The sequence below is a fragment of the Salmonella sp. SA14318 genome (genome assembly GCF_029866905.1).
Taxonomy (GTDB): domain Bacteria; phylum Pseudomonadota; class Gammaproteobacteria; order Enterobacterales; family Enterobacteriaceae; genus Salmonella; species Salmonella enterica.
This window is the reverse complement of the sequence record NZ_CP123282.1, coordinates 3901545-3923935: the sequence shown is the minus strand read 5'-3', so window position 1 is coordinate 3923935 and position 22391 is coordinate 3901545. Positions and strand designations below refer to the sequence as shown.

Annotated in this window: 21 protein-coding genes; 10 read left to right on the top strand and 11 right to left on the bottom strand. The window is 51.9% G+C overall.

The genetic code is table 11. The features are described from left to right. Positions 1-2: 2 nt before the first annotated feature. The gene (gene radA / locus QEN32_RS18720) at positions 3-1385 is read left to right on the top strand and encodes a DNA repair protein RadA (protein ID WP_001029710.1); all 1383 of its coding nucleotides are present in this window, start codon (positions 3-5) and stop codon (positions 1383-1385) included. A gap of 150 nt (positions 1386-1535) precedes the next feature. Next, positions 1536-2768, top strand: a complete 1233-nt coding sequence (gene nadR, locus QEN32_RS18715; RefSeq protein ID WP_000093829.1) for a multifunctional transcriptional regulator/nicotinamide-nucleotide adenylyltransferase/ribosylnicotinamide kinase NadR — start codon at positions 1536-1538, stop codon at positions 2766-2768. Between the two features lie 117 nt (positions 2769-2885). On the opposite strand, the gene ettA is transcribed toward nadR, so the two are convergent. Then, complete coding sequence (gene ettA, locus QEN32_RS18710) at positions 2886-4553, bottom strand: energy-dependent translational throttle protein EttA (protein ID WP_000046770.1); 1668 nt, start codon at positions 4551-4553, stop codon at positions 2886-2888. A gap of 208 nt (positions 4554-4761) precedes the next feature. Between ettA and sltY the strand changes: the two genes are divergently transcribed. Both sltY and trpR read left to right on the top strand, forming a co-directional pair. Next, entirely contained in the window at positions 4762-6699 is a 1938-nt protein-coding gene (sltY, locus tag QEN32_RS18705) for a murein transglycosylase (protein WP_139778474.1), read from the top strand. Between the two features lie 57 nt (positions 6700-6756). After that, a complete protein-coding gene (trpR, locus tag QEN32_RS18700) occupies positions 6757-7083 on the top strand; it encodes a trp operon repressor (RefSeq protein ID WP_000192005.1) in 327 nt (108 codons plus the stop codon). A gap of 101 nt (positions 7084-7184) precedes the next feature. Here trpR and yjjX read toward each other — a convergent pair whose 3' ends face one another. Beyond that, entirely contained in the window at positions 7185-7700 is a 516-nt protein-coding gene (yjjX, locus tag QEN32_RS18695; RefSeq protein WP_000554310.1) for an inosine/xanthosine triphosphatase, read from the bottom strand. A gap of 48 nt (positions 7701-7748) precedes the next feature. On the opposite strand from yjjX, the gene gpmB reads away from it, so the two are divergent. Next, a complete protein-coding gene (gene gpmB / locus QEN32_RS18690) occupies positions 7749-8396 on the top strand; it encodes a 2,3-diphosphoglycerate-dependent phosphoglycerate mutase GpmB (protein ID WP_000942363.1) in 648 nt (215 codons plus the stop codon). Here the strand turns inward: gpmB and robA are convergent. Next, complete coding sequence (gene robA, locus QEN32_RS18685; protein WP_000371685.1) at positions 8393-9262, bottom strand: MDR efflux pump AcrAB transcriptional activator RobA; 870 nt, start codon at positions 9260-9262, stop codon at positions 8393-8395. The genes gpmB and robA overlap by 4 nt on opposite strands. Positions 9263-9473: 211 nt before the next feature. Between robA and creA the strand changes: the two genes are divergently transcribed. From creA to creD, 4 genes are read left to right on the top strand one after another with little or no spacing between them, the layout of a single operon-like run. Next, entirely contained in the window at positions 9474-9947 is a 474-nt protein-coding gene (gene creA / locus QEN32_RS18680) for a protein CreA (RefSeq protein WP_000875811.1), read from the top strand. A gap of 12 nt (positions 9948-9959) precedes the next feature. Further along, on the top strand, positions 9960-10649 hold the full coding sequence (gene creB / locus QEN32_RS18675; protein WP_001187046.1) for a two-component system response regulator CreB: 690 nt from the start codon (positions 9960-9962) through the stop codon (positions 10647-10649). Beyond that, on the top strand, positions 10649-12073 hold the full coding sequence (gene creC / locus QEN32_RS18670; protein WP_265322020.1) for a two-component system sensor histidine kinase CreC: 1425 nt from the start codon (positions 10649-10651) through the stop codon (positions 12071-12073). Before creB ends, creC begins: the two co-directional genes overlap by 1 nt. Positions 12074-12130: 57 nt before the next feature. Continuing rightward, a complete protein-coding gene (gene creD / locus QEN32_RS18665) occupies positions 12131-13480 on the top strand; it encodes a cell envelope integrity protein CreD (RefSeq protein WP_000920383.1) in 1350 nt (449 codons plus the stop codon). A 57-nt stretch (positions 13481-13537) separates the two neighbouring features. Here creD and sthE read toward each other — a convergent pair whose 3' ends face one another. From sthE to arcA, 8 genes are all read right to left on the bottom strand, one after another. Continuing rightward, a complete protein-coding gene (gene sthE, locus QEN32_RS18660; RefSeq protein WP_023138572.1) occupies positions 13538-14623 on the bottom strand; it encodes a fimbrial major subunit SthE in 1086 nt (361 codons plus the stop codon). A gap of 40 nt (positions 14624-14663) precedes the next feature. Then, on the bottom strand, positions 14664-15221 hold the full coding sequence (locus QEN32_RS18655) for a fimbrial protein (protein WP_001056980.1): 558 nt from the start codon (positions 15219-15221) through the stop codon (positions 14664-14666). Positions 15222-15238: 17 nt separating this feature from the next. Continuing rightward, on the bottom strand, positions 15239-17776 hold the full coding sequence (locus tag QEN32_RS18650) for a fimbrial outer membrane usher protein (protein ID WP_001160707.1): 2538 nt from the start codon (positions 17774-17776) through the stop codon (positions 15239-15241). Positions 17777-17821: 45 nt separating this feature from the next. Beyond that, positions 17822-18505 (bottom strand): fimbrial biogenesis chaperone SthA, encoded by a 684-nt coding sequence (gene sthA / locus QEN32_RS18645; RefSeq protein ID WP_000680522.1) that lies wholly within the window; start codon positions 18503-18505, stop codon positions 17822-17824. A 70-nt stretch (positions 18506-18575) separates the two neighbouring features. Continuing rightward, the gene (locus QEN32_RS18640) at positions 18576-19121 is read right to left on the bottom strand and encodes a fimbrial protein (protein WP_000482238.1); all 546 of its coding nucleotides are present in this window, start codon (positions 19119-19121) and stop codon (positions 18576-18578) included. A 338-nt stretch (positions 19122-19459) separates the two neighbouring features. Next, on the bottom strand, positions 19460-20131 hold the full coding sequence (locus tag QEN32_RS18635; RefSeq protein ID WP_000811635.1) for a winged helix-turn-helix transcriptional regulator: 672 nt from the start codon (positions 20129-20131) through the stop codon (positions 19460-19462). 384 nt (positions 20132-20515) lie between these two features. Continuing rightward, on the bottom strand, positions 20516-20830 hold the full coding sequence (locus QEN32_RS18630; protein ID WP_000749516.1) for a hypothetical protein: 315 nt from the start codon (positions 20828-20830) through the stop codon (positions 20516-20518). A gap of 266 nt (positions 20831-21096) precedes the next feature. Then, on the bottom strand, positions 21097-21813 hold the full coding sequence (gene arcA / locus QEN32_RS18625; RefSeq protein WP_001194359.1) for a two-component system response regulator ArcA: 717 nt from the start codon (positions 21811-21813) through the stop codon (positions 21097-21099). A 95-nt stretch (positions 21814-21908) separates the two neighbouring features. Between arcA and yjjY the strand changes: the two genes are divergently transcribed. Further along, a complete protein-coding gene (gene yjjY, locus QEN32_RS18620; RefSeq protein ID WP_001541509.1) occupies positions 21909-22049 on the top strand; it encodes a protein YjjY in 141 nt (46 codons plus the stop codon). Positions 22050-22391: the final 342 nt, after the last annotated feature.

The window sequence follows — 22391 nt, the reverse complement described above, 5'->3', positions numbered from 1 at the left end:
ACGTGGCAAAAGCTCCCAAACGCGCCTTTGTTTGTAATGAATGCGGGGCCGATTACCCGCGCTGGCAGGGGCAATGCAGCGCCTGCCATGCCTGGAACACCATTACCGAGGTGCGCCTTGCCGCATCGCCGACGGTGGCGCGTAACGAACGTCTGAGCGGATACGCCGGCAGTGCGGGCGTATCAAAAGTGCAGAAACTGTCTGACATCAGTCTTGAGGAACTGCCGCGCTTTTCTACCGGTTTTAAAGAGTTTGACCGCGTGCTGGGCGGCGGGGTGGTACCCGGCAGCGCCATTTTGATTGGCGGTAATCCCGGCGCGGGCAAATCAACGTTGCTGCTGCAAACGCTGTGCAAGCTCGCCGAGCAGATGAAAACGCTGTACGTCACCGGCGAAGAGTCGCTACAGCAGGTGGCGATGCGTGCGCACCGTCTCGGCCTGCCGACCGCTAATCTGAATATGCTCTCCGAAACCAGCATCGAACAAATTTGCCTGATTGCCGAAGAAGAACAGCCGAAACTGATGGTGATCGACTCCATACAGGTGATGCATATGGCGGACATCCAGTCGTCGCCAGGCAGCGTCGCCCAGGTCCGCGAAACGGCAGCCTACCTGACGCGCTTCGCCAAAACGCGCGGCGTGGCGATCGTGATGGTCGGCCACGTCACCAAAGACGGGTCGCTGGCCGGGCCGAAAGTACTGGAACACTGTATCGATTGCTCAGTATTGCTCGACGGCGACGCCGATTCTCGTTTCCGCACGCTGCGCAGCCACAAAAACCGCTTTGGCGCAGTCAATGAGCTGGGCGTCTTCGCCATGACCGAACAGGGGTTGCGCGAAGTGAGCAATCCGTCCGCCATCTTTTTAAGCCGCGGCGATGAGGTCACTTCCGGCAGTTCAGTGATGGTCGTCTGGGAAGGTACGCGACCGTTGCTGGTGGAGATTCAGGCGCTGGTCGATCACTCGATGATGGCGAACCCCAGACGCGTGGCGGTCGGTCTGGAACAAAACCGTCTGGCAATCCTGCTGGCGGTGCTGCACCGACACGGCGGTCTACAAATGTCGGATCAGGACGTCTTCGTCAACGTGGTCGGCGGCGTGAAAGTCACCGAAACCAGCGCGGATCTGGCTTTACTGCTGGCGATGGTCTCCAGCCTGCGTGACAGGCCGTTGCCGCAGGATCTGGTGGTGTTTGGCGAAGTGGGGCTGGCAGGCGAGATTCGTCCGGTGCCGAGCGGGCAGGAGCGTATTTCCGAGGCGGCGAAACACGGTTTTCGTCGGGCGATTGTGCCTGCCGCCAACGTACCGAAAAAGCCGCCGGAAGGAATGCAGGTGTTCGGTGTTAAAAAGCTCGCAGATGCGTTAAGCGTGTTTGACGACTTATAATTCGCTGTATGTAGTGATGTTGTATAATTTGCCGGATGGCGATGCAATGCGTCTTATCCGGCCTACGGATTGATACGGATTGATGTTGTAGGCCTGATAAGCGAAGCGCCGTCAGGCAGTGTTATGCGATTTTTCCAGCAGGAGGCTCTTGTGTCATCGTTCGACTATCTCAAAACCGCGATCAAGCAGCAAGGTTGCACTCTGCAACAGGTGGCTGACGCCAGCGGTATGACCAAGGGGTATCTGAGTCAGTTACTTAACGCCAAAATCAAAAGCCCCAGCGCGCAAAAACTGGAGGCGCTACACCGTTTTCTCGGGCTGGAGTTTCCCCGCCGACAGAAAAACATTGGCGTGGTGTTCGGTAAATTTTATCCATTGCATACCGGACACATCTACTTGATCCAGCGCGCCTGTAGCCAGGTGGATGAGTTGCACATCATTATGGGATATGACGATACGCGCGACCGCGGGCTGTTTGAGGATAGCGCCATGTCGCAGCAGCCCACCGTGTCGGATCGCCTGCGCTGGTTGCTGCAAACCTTCAAATACCAAAAAAATATTCGCATTCACGCCTTTAATGAAGAGGGGATGGAGCCTTATCCGCATGGCTGGGACGTCTGGAGCAACGGCATTAAAGCGTTTATGGCAGAGAAGGGAATACAGCCGAGCTGGATCTACACTTCCGAAGAGGCTGATGCGCCGCAGTACCTGGAGCATTTAGGGATTGAGACGGTGCTGGTCGATCCTGAACGCACGTTTATGAATATCAGTGGGGCGCAAATCCGCGAAAATCCGTTTCGTTACTGGGAATATATTCCTACCGAAGTGAAGCCGTTTTTCGTGCGTACCGTCGCGATTCTGGGCGGGGAATCAAGCGGCAAGTCTACGCTGGTCAATAAGCTCGCCAATATTTTTAATACCACCAGCGCCTGGGAATATGGCCGCGACTATGTCTTTTCGCATCTGGGCGGCGATGAGATGGCGTTACAGTATTCCGACTACGATAAAATCGCGCTGGGCCATGCGCAATATATTGATTTTGCAGTGAAATATGCGAATAAAGTGGCGTTTATCGATACCGATTTCGTCACCACCCAGGCATTTTGCAAAAAATACGAAGGGCGCGAGCATCCCTTTGTCCAGGCGCTGATCGACGAGTATCGCTTCGACCTGGTGATTTTGCTGGAGAATAATACGCCGTGGGTAGCTGACGGACTGCGAAGCCTGGGCAGTTCAGTGGATCGCAAAGCGTTCCAGAACCTGCTGGTCGAGATGCTGAAAGAAAACAATATTGAGTTCGTTCACGTTAAAGAGGCGGATTACGATGGCCGCTTTTTGCGCTGTGTGGAACTGGTGAAAGAGATGATGGGCGAGCAGGGATAAGAACCAATGCCTGATGCGACGCTTACCGCGTCTTATCAGGCCTACAGTTTCACAACGTACTGGAATCGCTGGGTTTGTAGGCCGGGTAAGCGCAAGCGCCACCCGGCATTCAGACATTTATTTGGCAATACGCTTGTACTTGATACGCTTCGGCTCCAGCGCCTCGGCGCCCAGCGTGCGTTTCTTGTACTCTTCGTATTCGGTAAAGTTGCCTTCGAAGAATTCCACCTTACCTTCATCCTGATAATCCAGAATGTGGGTGGCGATACGGTCAAGGAACCAACGGTCGTGCGAGATAACCATCGCGCAGCCAGGGAACTCCAGCAGGGCGTTTTCCAGCGCGCGCAGGGTTTCGATATCCAGGTCGTTCGTCGGTTCGTCGAGCAGCAGGACGTTGCCGCCCACCTGCAGCAGCTTCGCCAGATGCAAACGACCGCGCTCACCGCCGGACAGTTCGCCAACGCGTTTGCCCTGATCGACGCCTTTGAAGTTGAAGCGGCCTACATAGGCGCGGCTTGGCATTTCGGTATTGCCGATCTTCATGATATCCAGCCCGCCGGACACTTCTTCCCAGACGGTTTTGCTGTTGTCCATCGCGTCGCGGAACTGATCGACCGAGGCCAGCTTGACGGTTTCACCCAGCGTAATGGTGCCGCTATCAGGCTGCTCCTGACCGGACATCATGCGGAACAGGGTCGATTTACCCGCGCCGTTTGGCCCGATGATCCCGACGATAGCGCCTTTCGGTACCGAGAAGCTCAGGTCGTCGATCAGTACGCGGTCGCCGTAGGATTTACGCAGGTTGCTGACTTCAATGACTTTGTCGCCCAGACGCGGTCCTGGTGGAATAAACAGTTCGTTGGTTTCGTTACGTTTCTGATACTCAACGCTGTTCAGTTCTTCAAAGCGAGCCAGACGCGCCTTACCTTTCGACTGACGGCCTTTCGCGCCCTGACGCACCCACTCCAGCTCTTTCTCAATGGATTTACGGCGCGCCGCTTCGGCAGACGCTTCCTGCGCCAGACGCTGATCTTTCTGCTCCAGCCAGGAGGAGTAGTTGCCTTCCCACGGAATACCTTCGCCGCGGTCAAGTTCCAGAATCCAACCGGCGACGTTATCGAGGAAGTAACGGTCGTGGGTAATCGCCACGACGGTGCCTTCGAAGTCGTGCAGGAAACGTTCCAGCCACGCAACAGATTCGGCATCCAGGTGGTTGGTGGGTTCGTCGAGCAGCAGCATGTCCGGCTTTTCCAGCAACAGACGGCACAGCGCCACGCGACGGCGCTCGCCGCCGGACAGTTTTTCGACTTTGGCATCCCAGTCCGGCAGACGCAGAGCGTCAGCTGCGCGCTCAAGTTGCACGTTCAGGTTATGACCGTCGTGCGCCTGGATAATCTCTTCAAGCCGGCCTTGCTCTGCCGCCAGCTTGTCGAAGTCGGCATCCGGATCGGCATACAGCGCGTACACTTCATCCAGACGTTTGAGGGCGTTAACCACTTCCGAAACGGCCTCTTCAATCGACTCGCGTACCGTGTGTTCCGGGTTTAGCTGAGGTTCCTGCGGCAGGTAGCCAATCTTAATGCCGGGCTGCGGGCGCGCTTCGCCCTCGATATCTTTATCGAGACCCGCCATGATGCGCAGCAGGGTAGACTTACCGGCGCCGTTAAGGCCCAGCACGCCGATTTTGGCGCCAGGGAAGAAGCTCAGCGAGATGTTTTTCAGAATATGACGTTTCGGCGGAACCACTTTGCCGACACGATGCATGGTATAAACGAATTGAGCCACGTTGGACTTCGCCTCTATGTTTATCGTGATGGTGAATAGATTTCAAAGGCGAAGTGTAGCCTTTTTCCCTGCCTAAGCCCAGCCAGCAGATCGCACTCGCAATAAAAGTAAAAAAGTGTCCGTAACGTGGCGCAAATGGCTATGACTGGTTAGCATAAATTCATTACGCGGCATGATGCTGCATTGGATAACAATTGAGGAAGTGCTTGTGGATAGAGCCAAACCATTTGTCTGGCGTCTCGTCGCCGCCAGCGTATGCCTGCTGACCTTTTGTCACCTCGCGCGGGCCGACTCACTGGAAGAGCAGCGTAACCGCTATGCGCAGATTAAGCAGGCCTGGGACAACCGCCAGATGGATGTGGTAGAGCAGATGATGCCGGGTCTGAAAGATTATCCGCTCTACCCGTATCTGGAATACCGTAAGATCACCGACGATTTGATGAACCAGCCGGCGATTGCCGTCACGCAGTTCGTGCGCGCCAATCCTACGCTTCCGCCTGCGCGTACGCTGCAATCACGCTTCGTCAATGAGCTGGCGCGTCGTGAAGACTGGCGCGGCTTGCTGGCGTTTAGCCCGGAGAAACCCGGTACCACGGAAGCGCAATGTAACTATTACTACGCGAAATGGAGTACCGGGCAAACGGAAGCGGCCTGGCAGGGCGCGAAAGACCTTTGGCTGACCGGCAAAAGTCAGCCGAATGCCTGCGATAAACTTTTCAGCGTTTGGCGGGCCTCCGGCAAGCAAGACCCGCTGGCGTATCTGGAACGTATTCGGCTGGCGATGAAAGCCGGGAATACGGGGTTGGTTACGGTGCTGGCCGGACAGATGCCGGCGGAATATCAAACGATCGCCTCAGCGATCATTACCCTCGCTAATGACCCTGATAACGTGTTGACCTTCGCACGCACCACCGGCGCCACCGATTTTACCCGCCAGATGGCGGAAGTCGCGTTTGCCAGCGTCGCCCGCCAGGACGCGGAAAATGCGCGTCTGATGATCCCCTCGCTGGTACAGGCGCAGAAACTTAATGAGGAACAAACGCAGGCGCTGCGCGATATCGTTGCCTGGCGACTGATGGGCAACGATGTGACCGATGCGCAGGCGAAATGGCGCGATGACGCGATTATGCGCTCGCAATCGACGTCGCTTATCGAACGGCGCGTGCGTATGGCGCTGGGGATGGGCGATCGTCGCGGTCTCAATACCTGGCTTGCCCGACTGCCAATGGAGGCGAAAGAGAAAGACGAGTGGCGTTACTGGCAGGCGGATTTATTGCTGGAGCGCGGTCGTGACGCCGAAGCGAAAGAGATCCTTCATGCTTTAATGCAGAAGCGCGGTTTTTATCCGATGGTCGCGGCGCAGCGTTTAGGCGAAGAGTACACGCTTAAAATCGATAAAGCGCCCGCCAACGTAAACAGCGCGTTGACGCAGGGGCCTGAGATGGCGCGTGTACGGGAGCTGATGTACTGGAACCTGGATAACACGGCGCGCAGCGAATGGGCGAATCTGGTAAAAAGCCGTAGTAAATCTGAACAGGCGCAGCTGGCGCGCTATGCGTTTAACCAGCACTGGTGGGATCTGAGCGTACAGGCGACGATCGCCGGAAAACTGTGGGATCATCTGGAGGAGCGTTTCCCGCTGGCGTATAACGATCTTTTTACCCGCTATACCCGCGGAAAAGATATCTCACAAAGCTATGCCATGGCGATTGCCCGCCAGGAGAGCGCCTGGAACCCGAAAGTAAAATCGCCGGTAGGGGCCAGCGGCTTAATGCAGATTATGCCGGGAACGGCCACCCATACGGTGAAAATGTTTTCGATTCCGGACTACCGCGGCCCCGGCCAACTGCTGGAGCCGGAGACCAACATCAACATTGGCACCAGCTATTTGCAGTATGTCTATCAGCAGTTTGGTAATAACCGTATTTTCGCCTCGGCGGCGTATAACGCCGGGCCGGGGCGCGTGCGCACCTGGCTTGGCAATAGCGCCGGGCGTATCGATGCCGTAGCGTTTGTCGAAAGCATTCCCTTTTCGGAAACGCGCGGCTACGTGAAAAACGTTCTGGCCTATGACGCTTACTATCGCCACTTTATGGGGCAGAAAGAGGCCTTAATGAGCGACTCTGAGTGGCAGCAACGGTATTAATGCAGACGGGTTATGTTATCATTTGTACTCGTGTAACAGTACAAACGGCGGTATAACATGACCCAGCATTCCCCTTATTCATCGGCTATCGCCGAACAACGTAATCAGGAGTGGCTTCGTTTTGTGGAGTTACTCCGTCAGGCATATGCAGAGGATCTGCATCTGCCTTTATTACAACTGATGCTTACGCCGGACGAGCGTGAAGCGCTGGGAACGCGCGTGCGCATTATTGAGGAGTTGTTGCGTGGCGAAATGAGCCAGCGCGAGTTGAAAACCGAGCTGGGGGCGGGCATCGCCACCATCACGCGCGGGTCAAACAGCCTGAAATCCGCGCCGGTTGAACTGCGTCATTGGCTTGAGCAGATACTGCTGAAAAGCGCCTGATTTGCTCGTAGGCCGGATAAGGCGAAGCGGCCATCCGGCAACATCGCCGCGAAATGCCTGATGGCGCTGTGCTTATCAGGCCTACAACATAGCGCAAATAATTATCGATACACCGCGTTATGAAACGGGCTGAGCGCCAGGATCACCGCCTGGTAGTAAACGCTGGAGCGCGTTAATTTTCCGGCGGTAAATACGCCAATGGCGCCCTCTTTGCGACCAATCTCGTCAATACCGGTATAGTGGGACATCACCGGGCCAAGCGCTTCTCCCTGGCGGACTCTGTCGAGAATGACGGCGGGCAGCGGCAGCGTGGCCGATCGCGCTTCACCGCGCTGAACGCCGTTATCAATTACCACCCAACTGAAGGTGGCGTCATCGTCAATTCCGGCTTCAATGGCTACCCAGAAATCAGCTTGTGGATGCAGGCGTCGCGCATTATCCACGCGATTTCGTGCGCCAGCACGCGTTTCCTCGCTTCCGAAGGGCTGCTCCGGTACGCCGCTCTCGACGGCGACGGGCGTAATATGGCACGATCCTTCGCCGAAAATCTCTTCAAATGCCTGTAGAATTGCCTGAATTTTGGCAGGATTGGTGGTCGCAGAGATAACCTGGTGCATAATTAAGCTCAGTTTTAAAAATTTATCGCAGTATAACGGAAAAAAAACATGTTACAGGTATACCTTGTTCGCCACGGTGAAACGCAGTGGAACGCCGAGCGACGTATTCAGGGCCAATCGGACAGTCCCCTGACAGCAAAAGGCGAGCAGCAGGCCATGCAGGTAGGAGAACGCGCCCGCAGCCTCGGCATCACCCATATCATCAGCAGCGATTTAGGCCGCACAAAACGCACGGCGGAGATTATCGCCCAGGCGTGCGGGTGTGATATCACCTTTGACTCCCGCCTGCGCGAGCTGGATATGGGCGTGCTGGAAAAGCGCCAGATCGATTCGCTGACGGAAGAAGAAGAGGGCTGGCGTCGTCAGTTAGTCAACGGCACGCAGGATGGCCGCATTCCCGGCGGAGAATCGATGCAGGAGTTGAGCGATCGCGTTCATGCCGCGCTGGCGTCCTGTCTGGAGCTACCGCAGGGCAGCCGACCTTTATTGGTCAGTCACGGTATCGCGTTGGGCTGTCTGGTCAGTACTATACTGGGACTACCCGCCTGGGCGGAACGCCGGTTACGTTTGCGCAACTGCTCTATTTCCCGCATCGATTACCAGGAAAGTCAGTGGCTGGCGTCTGGGTGGGTGGTAGAAACCGCAGGGGACGTTTCGCATCTGGACGCCCCTGCATTGGATGAGCTACAGCGTTAACGGCGAATCGGGATCAGAAATTCGCAGCGCAGGTTGATAGGGCGATCGCCGGTTTTGGTATCTTCTGACGGGTAGTATCGCTCTATATCCTGTCCTTTACGACGGGTCAGATTCAGCATTGGCATACAGGTGCCGTAAACGGTCAGGATAAAATCCTGCACGCCGGTTCCTAACCCTTCATAGGTGAACATGACGTATTCACCGCCCTGCAACAGCACAGGATGCGCCGACTGAACATAGCCATCGGCCTGCTCTTGCGGCAGTGCGGTGGTATAGAATACTTCCTGCTCATCGTCTTTCTCCATGCTGGGGCGCGTTTCATTAAGCCCATAAAGCACTGGCGGAATAGTTGGCGAATGACCGAGGAAATCATGCCAGAATTGCACGCGCATTTCGTGGCGGAAGTCGGAAATCTGTTCCAGCGAGCAGGAATAGCTCTGCGTGACGCCAAGGAGCGGCGTATCTTCCAGCGTAACGAACTGATGTTCCGGCACGGTAAACTCGCCCAGCCGTAATGGCGGGCGAATGCCAAAGGCGCTCCATTCCGAGGAGCGACGATACAGCGCTGGCGTCTGGGAAAACTGTTTCTTAAAGGCGCGCGTAAAGGTTTGCTGAGAATCGAAGCGGTACTGAAGAGCAATATCCAGAATTGGACGCGCGGTCAAACGCAGCGCCACTGCTGATTTCGATAAACGACGGGCGCGGATGTAAGCGCCAATGGCGTGGCCCGTCACGTCCTTAAACATTCTCTGCAGGTGCCACTTGGAATAGCCTGCTTTTGCCGCCACATTGTCAAGTGACAGCGGCTGATCCAGATGACCTTCCAGCCAGATTAACAGGTCGCGAATTATGCCAGCCTGATCCATAAAATATCCCCATCCTTTCAACAACGAGCACCCGATATCAGGTAAGAGGATAATAGCATTTTTTGTTCTTTTAGCATTCAGTGTTTTTTTTGAGCTTAAATGCTTTTTTTAGGCAACGTGACAGGTAATTATTCTAATCCTGTGATCTATAACCATTTTATTTTAGAATGTCTAATAATTACGCAATGTAACTTTTATGAATGGTAACAATATGAAATACAAGAGCTTAGTACTTTTCTCAATTTTGTTGCTGCTGGGGCAGAGCGCCCGCGCGGAACAAATTGGTTCAGTCGATACGGTATTTAAAATGTTCGGTCCTGACCATAAAATCGTGGTGGAAGCTTTTGACGATCCTGATGTCAAAAACGTGACGTGCTATGTTAGCCGGGCGAAAACGGGCGGCATAAAAGGCGGATTGGGGCTGGCGGAAGATACGTCTGACGCCGCCATCTCTTGTCAGCAGGTCGGGCCTATTGAACTGAGCGACAAAATTAAGAACGGCAAGGCGCAGGGAGAGGTGGTTTTCAAAAAACGCACCTCATTGATATTTAAGTCATTGCAGGTCGTGCGTTTCTATGATGAGAAACGCAACACGCTGGCGTATCTGGCCTATTCCGACAAAGTGGTCGACGGGTCGCCGAAGAACGCCATCAGCGCGGTGCCGGTCATGCCGTGGCGACAATAACAGGGAAAGAGTATGCAGCAACCGCAGGTCTGGTTAGTCGAGGATGAACAGGGAATCGCCGATACGCTCATCTACACCCTGCAACTGGAAGGGTTTACCGTTGAGCTATTCGCTCGCGGGCTGCCCGCGCTGGAAAAAGCGCGTCAGCAACGGCCGGATGCGGTGATTCTCGATGTGGGACTACCGGATATCAGCGGCTTTGAGCTGTGTCGGCAGTTGCTGGAACGCCATCCTGCGCTGCCGATTCTTTTCCTGACTGCCCGTAGCGATGAAGTGGATCGATTGCTTGGTCTGGAGATCGGCGCAGATGATTATGTCGCCAAGCCGTTCTCGCCGCGCGAAGTGAGCGCCCGCGTGCGCACGCTGCTGCGCCGGGTGAAAAAGTTTGCTGCGCCGTCGCCGGTGGTGCGTACCGGACATTTTGAACTCAATGAACCGGCGGCGCAGATCGCCTGGTTTGGTACGCCGCTCTCGCTGACGCGTTATGAGTTTCTGCTTCTTAAAACCCTGCTGCTGTCGCCGGAGCGCGTGTACTCGCGCCAGCAATTGATGGATATTGTCTGGTCTGATGCCCAGGAGACCTTCGATCGGACGGTCGATACACACATCAAAACCCTGCGCGCTAAACTACGCGCGATCAACCCGGATCTCTCGCCAATTAACACGCATCGTGGAATGGGATACAGCCTGAGGAGCGTCTGATGCGCATCGGAATGCGTTTGCTGCTGGGCTACTTTCTTATTGTCGCCGTCGCCGCCGTGTTTGTGCTGTCTATCTTCGTTCAGGAGATAAAGCCGGGCGTCCGCCGCGCGACGGAAGGGACGCTGATTGACACCGCAACGCTGCTGGCGGCGCTGGCCCGCGACGATCTCCTTTCCGGCAACCCGACTGACGGCCAGTTGGCGAAGGCATTCGCCCAGCTGCAACATCGCCCGTTTCGCGCCAATATCAGCGGGATCGTCAAAGTGCGCAATGAATACCATGTCTACATGACGGATGCGCAGGGGAAGGTGTTGTTTGATTCGGAAAACAAAGCGGTGGGGCAGGATTATTCTCGCTGGAATGACGTCTGGCTTACGCTGCGCGGACAGTATGGCGCCCGCAGCACGGCAAAAGATGCTGCCGATCCCAATAGCACCGTGATGTACGTAGCCGCGCCGATAATCAGCGATGGACGGATTATCGGCGTCCTGTCTGTCGGTAAACCGAATGCGGCAATGGCGCCGGTGATTAAGCGCAGCGAACGGCGCATTCTGTGGGCCAGCGCCGTTTTACTGGGAATTGCGCTGGCGATTGGCGCGGGGATGGTCTGGTGGATTAACCGCTCCATCGCCCGGTTGACGCGCTATGCGGATTCCGTCACCGAAAACCGCCCGCTTGCGTTACCTGCATTAGGCAGCAGCGAGCTGCGTAAACTGGCGCAGGCGCTGGAGAGTATGCGCATTAAGCTGGAAGGCAAGAATGACATTGAGCAGTACGTGTATGCGTTGACTCATGAGCTGAAAAGTCCGCTGGCGGCGATACGCGGCGCGGCGGAGATTCTGCGTGAAGGACCGCCCGCGGATGTGGTTACCCGCTTTACAGAGAATATACTGGCGCAAAATACGCGAATGCAGGCGCTGGTAGAGACCCTGCTGCGCCAGGCGCGGCTGGAAAACCGGCAGGATATCCCTCTCGCGCCGGTTGCTGTTGATGAGCTATTTACGCAGCTTAGCGAGGCGCGCAGTATTCAGTTGGCGGCAAAAAAGATCACCCTTACTCTACGGCCTTCCTCGCTGGTTGTCGTCGCCGACGCGGAGCTTCTGGCGCAGGCGCTGGGCAATGTGTTGGACAATGCCATCGACTTTACGCCTGAAAATGGCGTTATCACATTAAGCGCTCAGCCGATGGGGGAGAAAGCGATCCTGCAGGTGACGGATTCCGGCTGTGGTATTCCTGATTTTGCGCTGCCGCGCATTTTCGACCGATTCTATTCGTTGCCCCGTGAAAACGGGCGTAAAAGCAGCGGGCTTGGGCTGGCGTTTGTCAGCGAGGCAGCGCGGCTCCTCAACGGTGAGGTGACGTTGTGCAACCGTCCCGAAGGCGGCGTGCTGGCCTCGTTGACACTTCACCGTTACTTCACATAACTTCAAATTCTCCCCACATCGCGTTCTTACACTGCTGGCATTGCAAAGGAGAACGCTATGTTGAAATCCCCCCTGTTGTGGAAAATGATTACGTTAGGCGGCGCCATGATTCTGCTGTTAATTCCCCTGATGATGGTACGGCACACCATCGTGGAACGTGCTGATTATCGAAGCCATGTAGAAGCCGCTATTCGTCAGAGTACCAGCGGCCCACAAAAGGTTGTCGGCCCGCTGGTGGCGGTTCCGGTGACAGAGCTCTATACCGTGCTGGAAGAGGAGAAAGAGGTCCAGTATAAGCGCAGTTATCTCTATTTTTGGCTGCCGGAGTCGCTATTGGTCGAAGGCAATCAAAACGTTGAAGCGCGAAAAATAGGTATTTATCAGGGGCAGGTGTGGCATACCGATATGGCGATAAAGGCGGAGTTTGATGTGGCCCGTCTGCATGAGCTGAACAGACCGAACATTACCCTTGGAAAGCCCTTTATCGTCGTAGGCGTCGGCGATGCGCGCGGTATCAGCGCAGTAAAAGCGCCGCAGGTCAATGGTGAAACGCTCACTGTAGAACCGGGGACCGGCTTACCGGAAAGTAGAGAGGGCATTCATATCCCGCTGCCGGACAGTCAGTGGGCGACGCGCAACCTGACGTTGGCGATGTCGTTAAATTTAAGCGGAACCGGCAGCTTTTCACTGGTTCCCGTCGGGCGTAGCAGTGAAATGACCCTGACCAGTAACTGGCCGCACCCAAATTTTGTGGGGGATTTTCTTCCCGGTAAACGCGAAATCAGCGGTTCAGGATTTCAGGCCCAGTGGCAAACCAGCCGGTTTGCCACGAATCTCGGCGAACAGTTTGCTGATGCGCAAAAGGTGGATTGGGACAACTTACCGGCGTTTAGCGTCGCTGTATCGACGCCAGCCGATCAGTATCAACTGACGGACAGAGCGACGAAATATGCCATTTTGTTGATTACGCTAACGTTTATGGCTTTCTTTGTCTTCGAAACCCTGACGGGGCAGCGGTTACACCCGATGCAGTATCTGCTGGTGGGGTTATCGCTGGTGATGTTCTACCTGCTGTTGCTGGCACTGTCGGAACATATCGGTTTCACGCCAGCCTGGATCGCCGCAAGCCTGGTGGGCGCGTTGATGAATAGCGTTTATTTGCAGGCGGTGCTGAAAGGATGGCGCAATAGCGTACTGTTTACGCTAGCGTTATTGGCGCTGGATGGCGTGATGTGGGGATTGCTGCGTTCGGAAGATAGCTCGTTGCTTCTGGGTACCGGCGTTCTGCTACTGGCGCTTGGCGGCGTGATGTTCCTGACGCGCCATCTGGACTGGTATTCGCTCTCTTGTCAGCAACGTAAGTCATTACCGCCAGTAAAAGATGACGAATTACGTTTGTGGAAATAAATCTAACGGGCGCGCGCGTTAACGTTTTCCCGCGCAGCGCCAGAAACTGTGATGCCGTTAGTTATAGGTCAGGTTTAATGTTGCCGTGGCATTCGCTTGCCCGGCCGTTACCGTGGCGGCGGTTTTATAGTAGCGCGCGCTAATTTTCAGGGTGGTCGACATATTCATGGTTCCGCCGTTAACCGTCTGGCTGCCATCGGCATTGGTGGTAATCGTGTGAGTAAAGAGATCAATTTTTTGATTGATTGGCAAACTGTCGGTAAAGAAACCGGCGTCCGGCGCCTGAATACCCAACTGTACGCCAACGCCGGTTGCGCTGGTTGGCGCGCTTGCATTGCTCAACTGGATGACTGAATTATCAGGGTTATTTCCGCTGGCCGGTTGGGCGCTTAACGATGCGGAAATAGCGGTGCCTTGTTCGCAGGTCAATAAGATATCCTGCTCGCCTGTGCCCGCGGTTTGACTGTTAGCGAAACTGCCTAAATTGACGCTGCCTAAATCCACGGTGATGGCAGGTGTTTCTACCCGACATCCCATCGCTTTCATAATCAATTGCGTATTCCCCAAATACAGATGAGTCAGGATATCGCCGCCGGAGTCTTCCGTTGCGCTATCGCGAAAAGATACGCGCGCCAGTGGGCTTTGGAATGTCGCGGTACCGGAGGTGATCGGACCGCCTAAGGCGACCAGTTCAACATTGTAGGCGGGAGCCATCGCATGGTGTGTTTTATTGCCATCGCCATTATGGTAGGTATTATCGATTGGCATGACATTATCGTAAGGGCCAGCATTCGTTTGGGTTTTAATCGCAATGCCCACGCCGGAAATGCCGGTGCTAAATACCGGCGTGTTGTTCCCGTCATTCGCATTGATTGTCGCTGATGCATTTGACTGCGCGCTACCGGGTTCATATAAAAAACCGACCTTATAATCGCGACTACAGCCATCCATTGTGACTTCGGAGGTGGAAACCCAGCCCGATTGCCACAACACCTCGCCTGCGGTATAGGCGTGGCTATCCACCACAAGCTGCGACGGCGGGGTGATAGTGATCGCGCCTTCATTACCGGAACGTTTACAGGAAGCGTAACCATGACTGGAGTACGCGAACAGCAGAATAAGCGCCAGATATAACCTTCTCATGAAAAATTCCTGCTTTTATACCAGGTGAAATAGAAAGATGTTATTGCCATGCGATAGTGATCGTCACAACGGACGTGAAATCCCCTGCCGTGACTTTTCCATACGGGGTATACATCCTTGCGGCGACAGGCAAATTGGCTTCATGGGTATTACTGTTGATATCCACCGTGTAAGTGACGTTGTTGGCCAGATTGACCAGACTTTTACCGTCCAGGTTAAAAAGCTGTAATCCTAAATCCTGCGCCGGATTGGCCGCGCTGTTTGCATAAATCGCAGAAGCATAATTTGGATCGGGATAAGGTACGCCGTTAAATGAAATCGCGGCTTTTGTGGTCGTTGCCGGGCAATTCGTCATTTTTATGGTGAAAGGAATGGTGGCGGTATTGCCACCGGCCACGGCGATATCCGCCCGGGCATATTGTCCAAGAGAGATCGTGTCAGGTACCGTCACGGTACACGGATCGGCATAAATTAATCCCGTAACGTTAATGTCTACGGCATCTGCGGTATTGTATGCCGCGCTGATCGAGGGCGACCATAATGCCAGACCCGTGAACGTTAACAGGGCGGCTAATGCAGCAAATCTGTTCATATTCATCTTTTATCCCACCAGAATCACTGGCATTGCTCGTGTAAGATTTCTACGCCAGAAGCGGAGGGGGAGCTCGGTATACGGTAAGAGACCTGACACCGGTCTGCTGCTGTTGGTCCCCACTTCACTAATAACCGCCCTTGTTTTTCCAGTCCGGTTAACCAGGCCTGCCCCGCATCACCAACAAAACTGCTGTGATTGTCTGGTTTTGTTAAAGACGAGACGGTCGCGCCAAAAGGAACAGGCAGATTGTTTATGCGGGTTAATACCATCAATGCCTTGTAACCAATATTGGTTTTATATTCAGCCCTGACCACCGCGCCACGGGTAGGCACCAGCGTTTTACTGGTATCAATGAGCTCAATATTTTTTCTAATGCCCGTCGTATCTAAAGACACTTCATTACGATGGTAAGGCGAAGCATAAGGTACGACGGCATACCCGCGAAAATCGGTGTCCACGCCCGTTTCGTTATTCACGGGGACACCCGCTGCGCCAGGGGCTTTAACCAATATGATGGTGTCGTCCATTGGCTGGGATAGTGTCAGGCCATTTCGATGTAGTAGTACGCCGCCCTGAACGCCATAATTCAGGCGACGCATATGATTATCGTAGCTATATCCGCCGTTAATATCCGCATACGTCCCGTTATAGGTTGCGCTCACATTACCGCTGGTGGCTTTCTCTTGAGAGGAATAACCTTCCTGAACGCTCCATGAGAGATTTTTCTGTGCCAGCGCTGTTCCGTTTAAACCGACAGTATGCGTGGTATCGCCGTCTTTCGCGGAGTTCATATTGTAGGTGGCATACGTTGACGGCATAAAGGCATCTAACGGAATACTAATATTGATTGAAATTTGCTGGTCATTACTGTCTTCCGTATCGTCGTCTTCATCCTGAGAATTATCGGCGTTCAGCGTATAAGAATAGTTAATGCCATAGCTTACGTTATGCCATGTGTTGTTATAGCCAATACCTAATGATGTGGTATGAGTGTCATTCCAGTAATCTTCATTATATAAAGTGAGTGAAATGGAACCGTAGATAATGTCTTGCGATAACGACAGGTCGGTGCGATTACGTACATGATCATAGTGACTATTATCGCTATAGGTATCCAGCACATCCTCAAGAGCGTAGTAATCTTTGGTCGAATAACGGTAGCCGGCGACAGTGAAATTGGTGCCTGTTGACTGAATATCTTTGCTGTAACGAATACGCCAGGATTGTCCGGTAAGCGTATCGCTAACCACATCGCCTGCTTTAATTTTTGACCATGAGTTGGTGACGTCTAAAGACAATGCGCCCAGATCGCCAAGGTTTAAGCCTGTCCCGATGAGCGCCGCATGATAAACATCATTGCTCAGCGTACTCTCTATTCCGCCATAGGCGGTTATGCCGCCTGCTAATCCGTATAAGGCCGTCAGTTCTGCGAAATTTTGTTGTGCGGAATGCGTATCTGATGAACGCGTGCGGCCTACCGTCAGGTCGTATTTCAGGTGGCCTTCACGCTGTAAGACCGGAACGCTGGCGTAGGGCACAATGAAATGCTGTTCAGAACCATCGGATTCTTTGATGGTGACGTACAGGTCGCCCGAACCGCCGGTTGGATAAAGATCATTGATGGCGAATGGACCCGCCGGAACGTTAGTTTTGTAGATGGTATAACCGTTTTGTTCAACGGTTACCTGCGCGCTGCTTTTGGCCACCCCGCGAATGACCGGGGCGAACCCTTTCATACTGTCCGGCAACATATCATCATCAGAAGAGATCTGTACGCCCTTAAATGAAATACTGTCAAAGACGTCCGCGGGCGTGTTATTTTCCCCGGCGATCAGCTGTCCTTTTAAAAATTCGATATCGCGAGAAACATAGGTGTAGGCAGAATCCCAGCTATTTTGCCCATCGCTATCATGATTCCAGGTTGAGTAGTTACGAAAACGCCATGCGCCAATGTTAATACCAGGGCGCAGGTTAGCGTATTCGCTATTTTCCGTCCGGTTTTCATCAATATCGTGATCCTGCGATCCGGTAAAACTGTAGTTCAGCAAAAAAGCATTAATGCCTTCATCCCATTCGCTGGTAGGGACGAATTCTCGCGGGTCGGCGATCAACGCGATTTGAGGGATCGCTAAATCCAGCCGGTTACCGATGACATTAAACTTTGCTACAGCGCCAGCCAGCAGACTAAGATCGGTACACCCGTTTGGGTCATTTTTAAGCTCGGGGAAGTTTTCTGTTTTTACGCCCCACTGCTTGAGTTGTTCAACGCTAAGACACGGCTGTAGGGAGAGCTTATTATCTGCTGATTTTTTATTTTTAAAGGCAATATTTTTTGTTTCAACACTGGTGTTATTAATATAAATATCAACATTATAGGTGCCTTCTGCCTGCCCCCCCTTTTCGAAAACCGATAGATCGACATTCTCCACGCCCGGTTCATCATTTTCCAACGATAATGGATTAAAATGATCATGCGCTAACGCTGGTTTTATGGAACAGCATATAAAGAGAAACGATAACGCTAATTGAGAACGGGGCTCTACTCTGGAGAATTGCACAGTAAAAGTCCTGAAAGGGTAAAAGTAAAGTGAAGTCGTTAATGGCTAGAATGAACCGGAATGCGGCTCTAAACTCATCCCATAATCGCTGATTAATCGCCACGTTACCGTGCCATGAGGGGCGGCAGTAGAACCCAATTTAAATGACGCTGATGATTTTGGCGGAACGAAGGTCGCTGATTTCACTTCATGGCTGTTAAGCGTCACACTGGCAAAGTTCATATAATAGGGAGTGGGGTTATTTACGGTAATAACATCACCTGCCGTCTGCCATTTTAATTGTTGGCTCTGGCTATCAGGCGTTGATTTTGTTAATGCTGGCGGTCGATATATAAGCTTTATTTGGGTATTAATGGAGATTTCCACGCGGTTCGCGGAGGCATTATCATCAATAGAAGGAATACCCTTAATATTGAGCCAGTACATAGACTCCCGATCTGCAGGTAGGGGGGCGCCAGAGCGAATAACCCGAATACTGTTCTTTTGCCCGGCATCAAGGCGAAAAAGAGGCGGGGTGATAATAAACGCCTGCTTATTTGTGACCTGGGGATCGGCAACCGATAACCATGACTGAACAAGATTCGCTTTGCTGTCTTTATTCTCTACATTGATTGACGACTCATCATTATTGCCGTCGAAAACCAGTCGGGTTCCGCCAACAACAATGCTGGCATGGGCAACATGGCTTGTCAGTAATACGACCAACACGGATTTCTTTATGTGTTTCATTTTTTACTCTGTAAAGATGTTTTACGCTATGGACTGGCATCCTGCCTGTCCATATCAGGATGAGAATGCCTTACTGATACGAAACGGTATACGTAACCTGAGTGCTAACATCTCCACCGGTTACGGTTGCGGAACCATCGTTTGCCATGGCGGCGTAATAGGTAAAGGCTGCTGTCGATCCGTCGGTTGGCAGGTTTACTGCGGCATCATCCGTGTTATCTGTCACATCGCTATGTGAAGCGTTCTGAATAGAAATACCGACACCCGCGGCGCCCGTTTCCGATCCTTCGTCCGCGTTTTTGAAGTACGTTGGGTTGGAATCATCTGTTGCGCCGTGGAAGCGGAACATGGCCTGGGTCGGTACGCCAGTCCCTGCTTCCGGGCAGCTAACCAGGCTTACGGTAAACGGCACGTAATCGGTTGTGGCGCCTTTTTCCGCGATGCGTTCTTTGCTGTAATTACCTAAATCAATGGTGGTATCCGTGGAGCCATTAACCTGAACCGTACACGCCTGATCGTAAATTTTGCCATTGAACGTAATCGTGTTCTGGGCAAATACCGGTGTGGATGCTACGGCAGTTAACATTGCCAGGATGATAATTTTCTTATTAAACATATTAATTGTTGCCTGATTCTATTCGCTGAAAAATAAAGATAGCTATATAAAATAAAATATTATATTTTACTCTGTATGCGCTTCTTTCTGTTCTGTAGATAAGCAGGCGGCTATTCTACGTATATCAACTATGAACTCAATAAAAATTCTGATGCAATATTGAACGGCAGTCCAGTTTCGGACCCGGTAACAAAGTTTAATAAAATACCACTAAAGAAGTATGGTTGATGACTGGATTTATAGAGCAAGATCTCTTTTTTGATAATAGTTATTATTTCCTGGAGGATTTATTTAACTCTATATTGCTTTATTTTTAAGAATATACGATGCTTGTCCGTTTAAAATGAAACTGGCAGGTTTCGAAGCTCTAACAGTCTTCCATGCAGTATTTTTATATAGTCCCCCGCTTTTAGTTCTGAAAGTACCTGCATGATACGGCTGCGTGAAAGCCCGGTTCTCTGCTGTATGAAGTTCTGTGCGTTGATCTCAAATCGTGAGCTTTCAGGATACGACCACAGTTCAAGTAACAGCGCTTTTATCTGGCTATAGGCGTCCTGCCCGATAAGGTTTCTGTCACGGTTAGTCATGAAAGCAATGCGGTACATCAGGATGTTCGAAATGTCACGCCAGAGATGCTTTTCATCAGCTATTTCCACAAAATCTTTTACTGGGACAGGATAATATTCACAGGTGGTTTCGGCGATAAAAAACACGTCTGAATTCTCTTCTAACTGGTATAAGTCAGCATAGGCATCTACAAGGCCTAAAATCATTGGTGAGACACCGCAGCCCATTACAATGCTGTCGATACGCCGACATACTTTAATAGCGCCTTTAGTGATTAACAGGATGTGGGATTGATTATCAATCTTGATATCCAGTGTTTTACCGGCCGTAATAGTGACAGGGGAGATGTTTTGAATAACGTGCCGATGAATATTTAAAATGGCTTGCAGGTTTTTTTCTTTCCCTGTGGGACGATACACATTCCCGCCGTTTAACTGCTTCATATCTTCCCCATTATTATGGCTGATAAAGTGGTTGACTATTAAAAGGTAAACATAAATTTAATATTCACTTAAAATTATAATTAAGTAAATTAAAATAGCCAACAAGAATATTTAAGTCAATGTATTCACCTTATCAATGCATGAGCGACAACGCTGTTTGTAAGGTTAACCATAGTAAATGTGATGATTTTATTTGCAATCATTTTATGACAGCTATCATAGGTACCGTGCTTAACGAGCGCGTAGAGCGTACAGGATAGCGAAGCGATGAACATCGCTGTTGTAGGATACGAATGAGAGAAAAGTACAAAATGCAGGCGGGCGGCGTTTTACTGAGCGAAATCGCCGCCTGCCGGAACTCCTCCCGGCGGGAGCCATAAGCGGTTAGCGGTACTGGACGATCAGACTTTGAATCTCCGGATGATCTTTTAACGACACGTGCCGTACCGTGGCGATTCCATTCATCAACGAAATAGCGTTTCCAGACGGTGTGGCGACTGTCTGTAAATGGGGGATATTATTCCGCGAACATGATACCTCGATATTGCGATCGTGAGGCGCAAGATTACAACCATATTCGACAATCTGGCCTTTGAAATGAATAACGCCTGCGGAGACCGGCGCGGTAGCAGCCAGCGCGGCTGATGAAGCTGACATCGCTGCACAAAACAGGTAGCAGCATAATGGTGATTTTTTCATCCTTTGAAACCTCACGTCCTGTGAGCATCCCCTTATTTTTTGGGGACTAACAAATCCCGTGTATTACTCTTTAATGTTAATACACAAACTACCTTAACTTTCGCAAGCTGAGATAAACAGCGCTATACGACAATTTTTATGTAAAAGAGTACGTCATAACGGCAGGTCAGGAGGGAAAGCGGGGCCGCTTAGCGGAAGGGGGGCATAAGAAACAGCCAGTAAGAATAACTTACCGGCTGTTTTTACGGTTTGGCGCCTGGGCCGAATTAATCCTGCAGGTCGCCGCAGAAGCGATAACCTTCGCCGTGAATGGTGGCGATGATTTCCGGCGTATCCGGCGTGGATTCGAAATGCTTACGAATACGACGAATGGTAACGTCAACAGTACGGTCATGCGGCTTCAGCTCGCGCCCGGTCATTTTCTTCAACAGCTCTGCGCGTGACTGAATTTTGCCAGGGTTTTCGCAGAAGTGAAGCATCGCGCGGAACTCGCTGCGCGGTAGTTTATACTGCTCGCCGTCCGGGCCGATCAGTGAACGACTGTTGATATCCAGTTCCCAACCGTTGAACTTGTAGCTTTCAACGCTACGACGCTCTTCGCTGACGGTACCCAGGTTCATGGTACGGGACAGCAGGTTGCGGGCACGGATGGTCAATTCGCGTGGGTTAAACGGTTTGGTGATGTAATCATCCGCGCCGATTTCGAGGCCGAGAATTTTGTCGACTTCGTTATCGCGGCCCGTCAGGAACATCAGCGCAACGTTAGCCTGTTCACGCAGTTCACGCGCTAACAGGAGACCGTTTTTCCCTGGCAGATTGATATCCATGATCACCAGGTTGATGTCATATTCAGAGAGGATCTGATGCATTTCCGCGCCATCTGTCGCTTCGAATACATCATAGCCTTCCGCTTCGAAAATACTTTTCAACGTGTTGCGTGTTACCAACTCGTCTTCAACGATAAGAATGTGCGGGGTCTGCATGTTTGCTACCTAAATTGCCAACTAAATCGAAACAGGAAGTACAAAAGTCCCTGACCTGCCTGATGCATGTCGCAAATTAACATGATCGGCGTAACATGACTAAAGTACGTAATTGCGTTCTTGATGCACTTTCCATCAACGTCAACAACATCATTAGCTTGGTCGTGGGTACTTTCCCTCTGGACCCGACAGTGTCAAAAACGGCTGTCATCCTAACCATTTTAACAGCAACATAACAGGCTAAGACGTACCGGACACCTAATAAAACTACGCTTCGTTGACATATATCAAGTTCAATTGTAGCACGTTAACAGTTTGATGAAATCATCGTAGCTAAATGCTAGCTTTCATCACAAATTTGCAATATTCCAACTAGTTACGTAAGCCAACTAATAAATGTGATGAATCCAAAGAACAGGATCTATTTTAAATTAAATTATCCTAAATAAACAGCAGGATAACGATGTTCTGTTAACATAAACAGCAATAGTACAGATACGCAATAGTGTAGCGTCTTTTACGAAATCAAAAATGCTTTTTCAGTGATATCCGTTAAAATTTTGTAAATTTGCGAAGCG

Bases quoted from the DNA above. Each gene is read 5' to 3' on its own strand.
- trpR (WP_000192005.1), top strand. From the start codon at position 6,757: ATGACCCAGCATTCCCCTTATTCATCGGCTATCGCCGAACAACGTAAT.
- yjjX (WP_000554310.1), bottom strand. From the start codon at position 7,700: ATGCACCAGGTTATCTCTGCGACCACCAATCCTGCCAAAATTCAGGCA.
- gpmB (WP_000942363.1), top strand. From the start codon at position 7,749: ATGTTACAGGTATACCTTGTTCGCCACGGTGAAACGCAGTGGAACGCC.
- robA (WP_000371685.1), bottom strand. From the start codon at position 9,262: ATGGATCAGGCTGGCATAATTCGCGACCTGTTAATCTGGCTGGAAGGT.
- creA (WP_000875811.1), top strand. From the start codon at position 9,474: ATGAAATACAAGAGCTTAGTACTTTTCTCAATTTTGTTGCTGCTGGGG.
- creB (WP_001187046.1), top strand. From the start codon at position 9,960: ATGCAGCAACCGCAGGTCTGGTTAGTCGAGGATGAACAGGGAATCGCC.
- creC (WP_265322020.1), top strand. From the start codon at position 10,649: ATGCGCATCGGAATGCGTTTGCTGCTGGGCTACTTTCTTATTGTCGCC.
- creD (WP_000920383.1), top strand. From the start codon at position 12,131: ATGTTGAAATCCCCCCTGTTGTGGAAAATGATTACGTTAGGCGGCGCC.
- sthE (WP_023138572.1), bottom strand. From the start codon at position 14,623: ATGAGAAGGTTATATCTGGCGCTTATTCTGCTGTTCGCGTACTCCAGT.
- QEN32_RS18655 (WP_001056980.1), bottom strand. From the start codon at position 15,221: ATGAATATGAACAGATTTGCTGCATTAGCCGCCCTGTTAACGTTCACG.
- sthA (WP_000680522.1), bottom strand. From the start codon at position 18,505: ATGAAACACATAAAGAAATCCGTGTTGGTCGTATTACTGACAAGCCAT.
- QEN32_RS18640 (WP_000482238.1), bottom strand. From the start codon at position 19,121: ATGTTTAATAAGAAAATTATCATCCTGGCAATGTTAACTGCCGTAGCA.
- QEN32_RS18635 (WP_000811635.1), bottom strand. From the start codon at position 20,131: ATGAAGCAGTTAAACGGCGGGAATGTGTATCGTCCCACAGGGAAAGAA.
- QEN32_RS18630 (WP_000749516.1), bottom strand. From the start codon at position 20,830: ATGAAAAAATCACCATTATGCTGCTACCTGTTTTGTGCAGCGATGTCA.
- arcA (WP_001194359.1), bottom strand. From the start codon at position 21,813: ATGCAGACCCCGCACATTCTTATCGTTGAAGACGAGTTGGTAACACGC.
- yjjY (WP_001541509.1), top strand. From the start codon at position 21,909: ATGACTAAAGTACGTAATTGCGTTCTTGATGCACTTTCCATCAACGTC.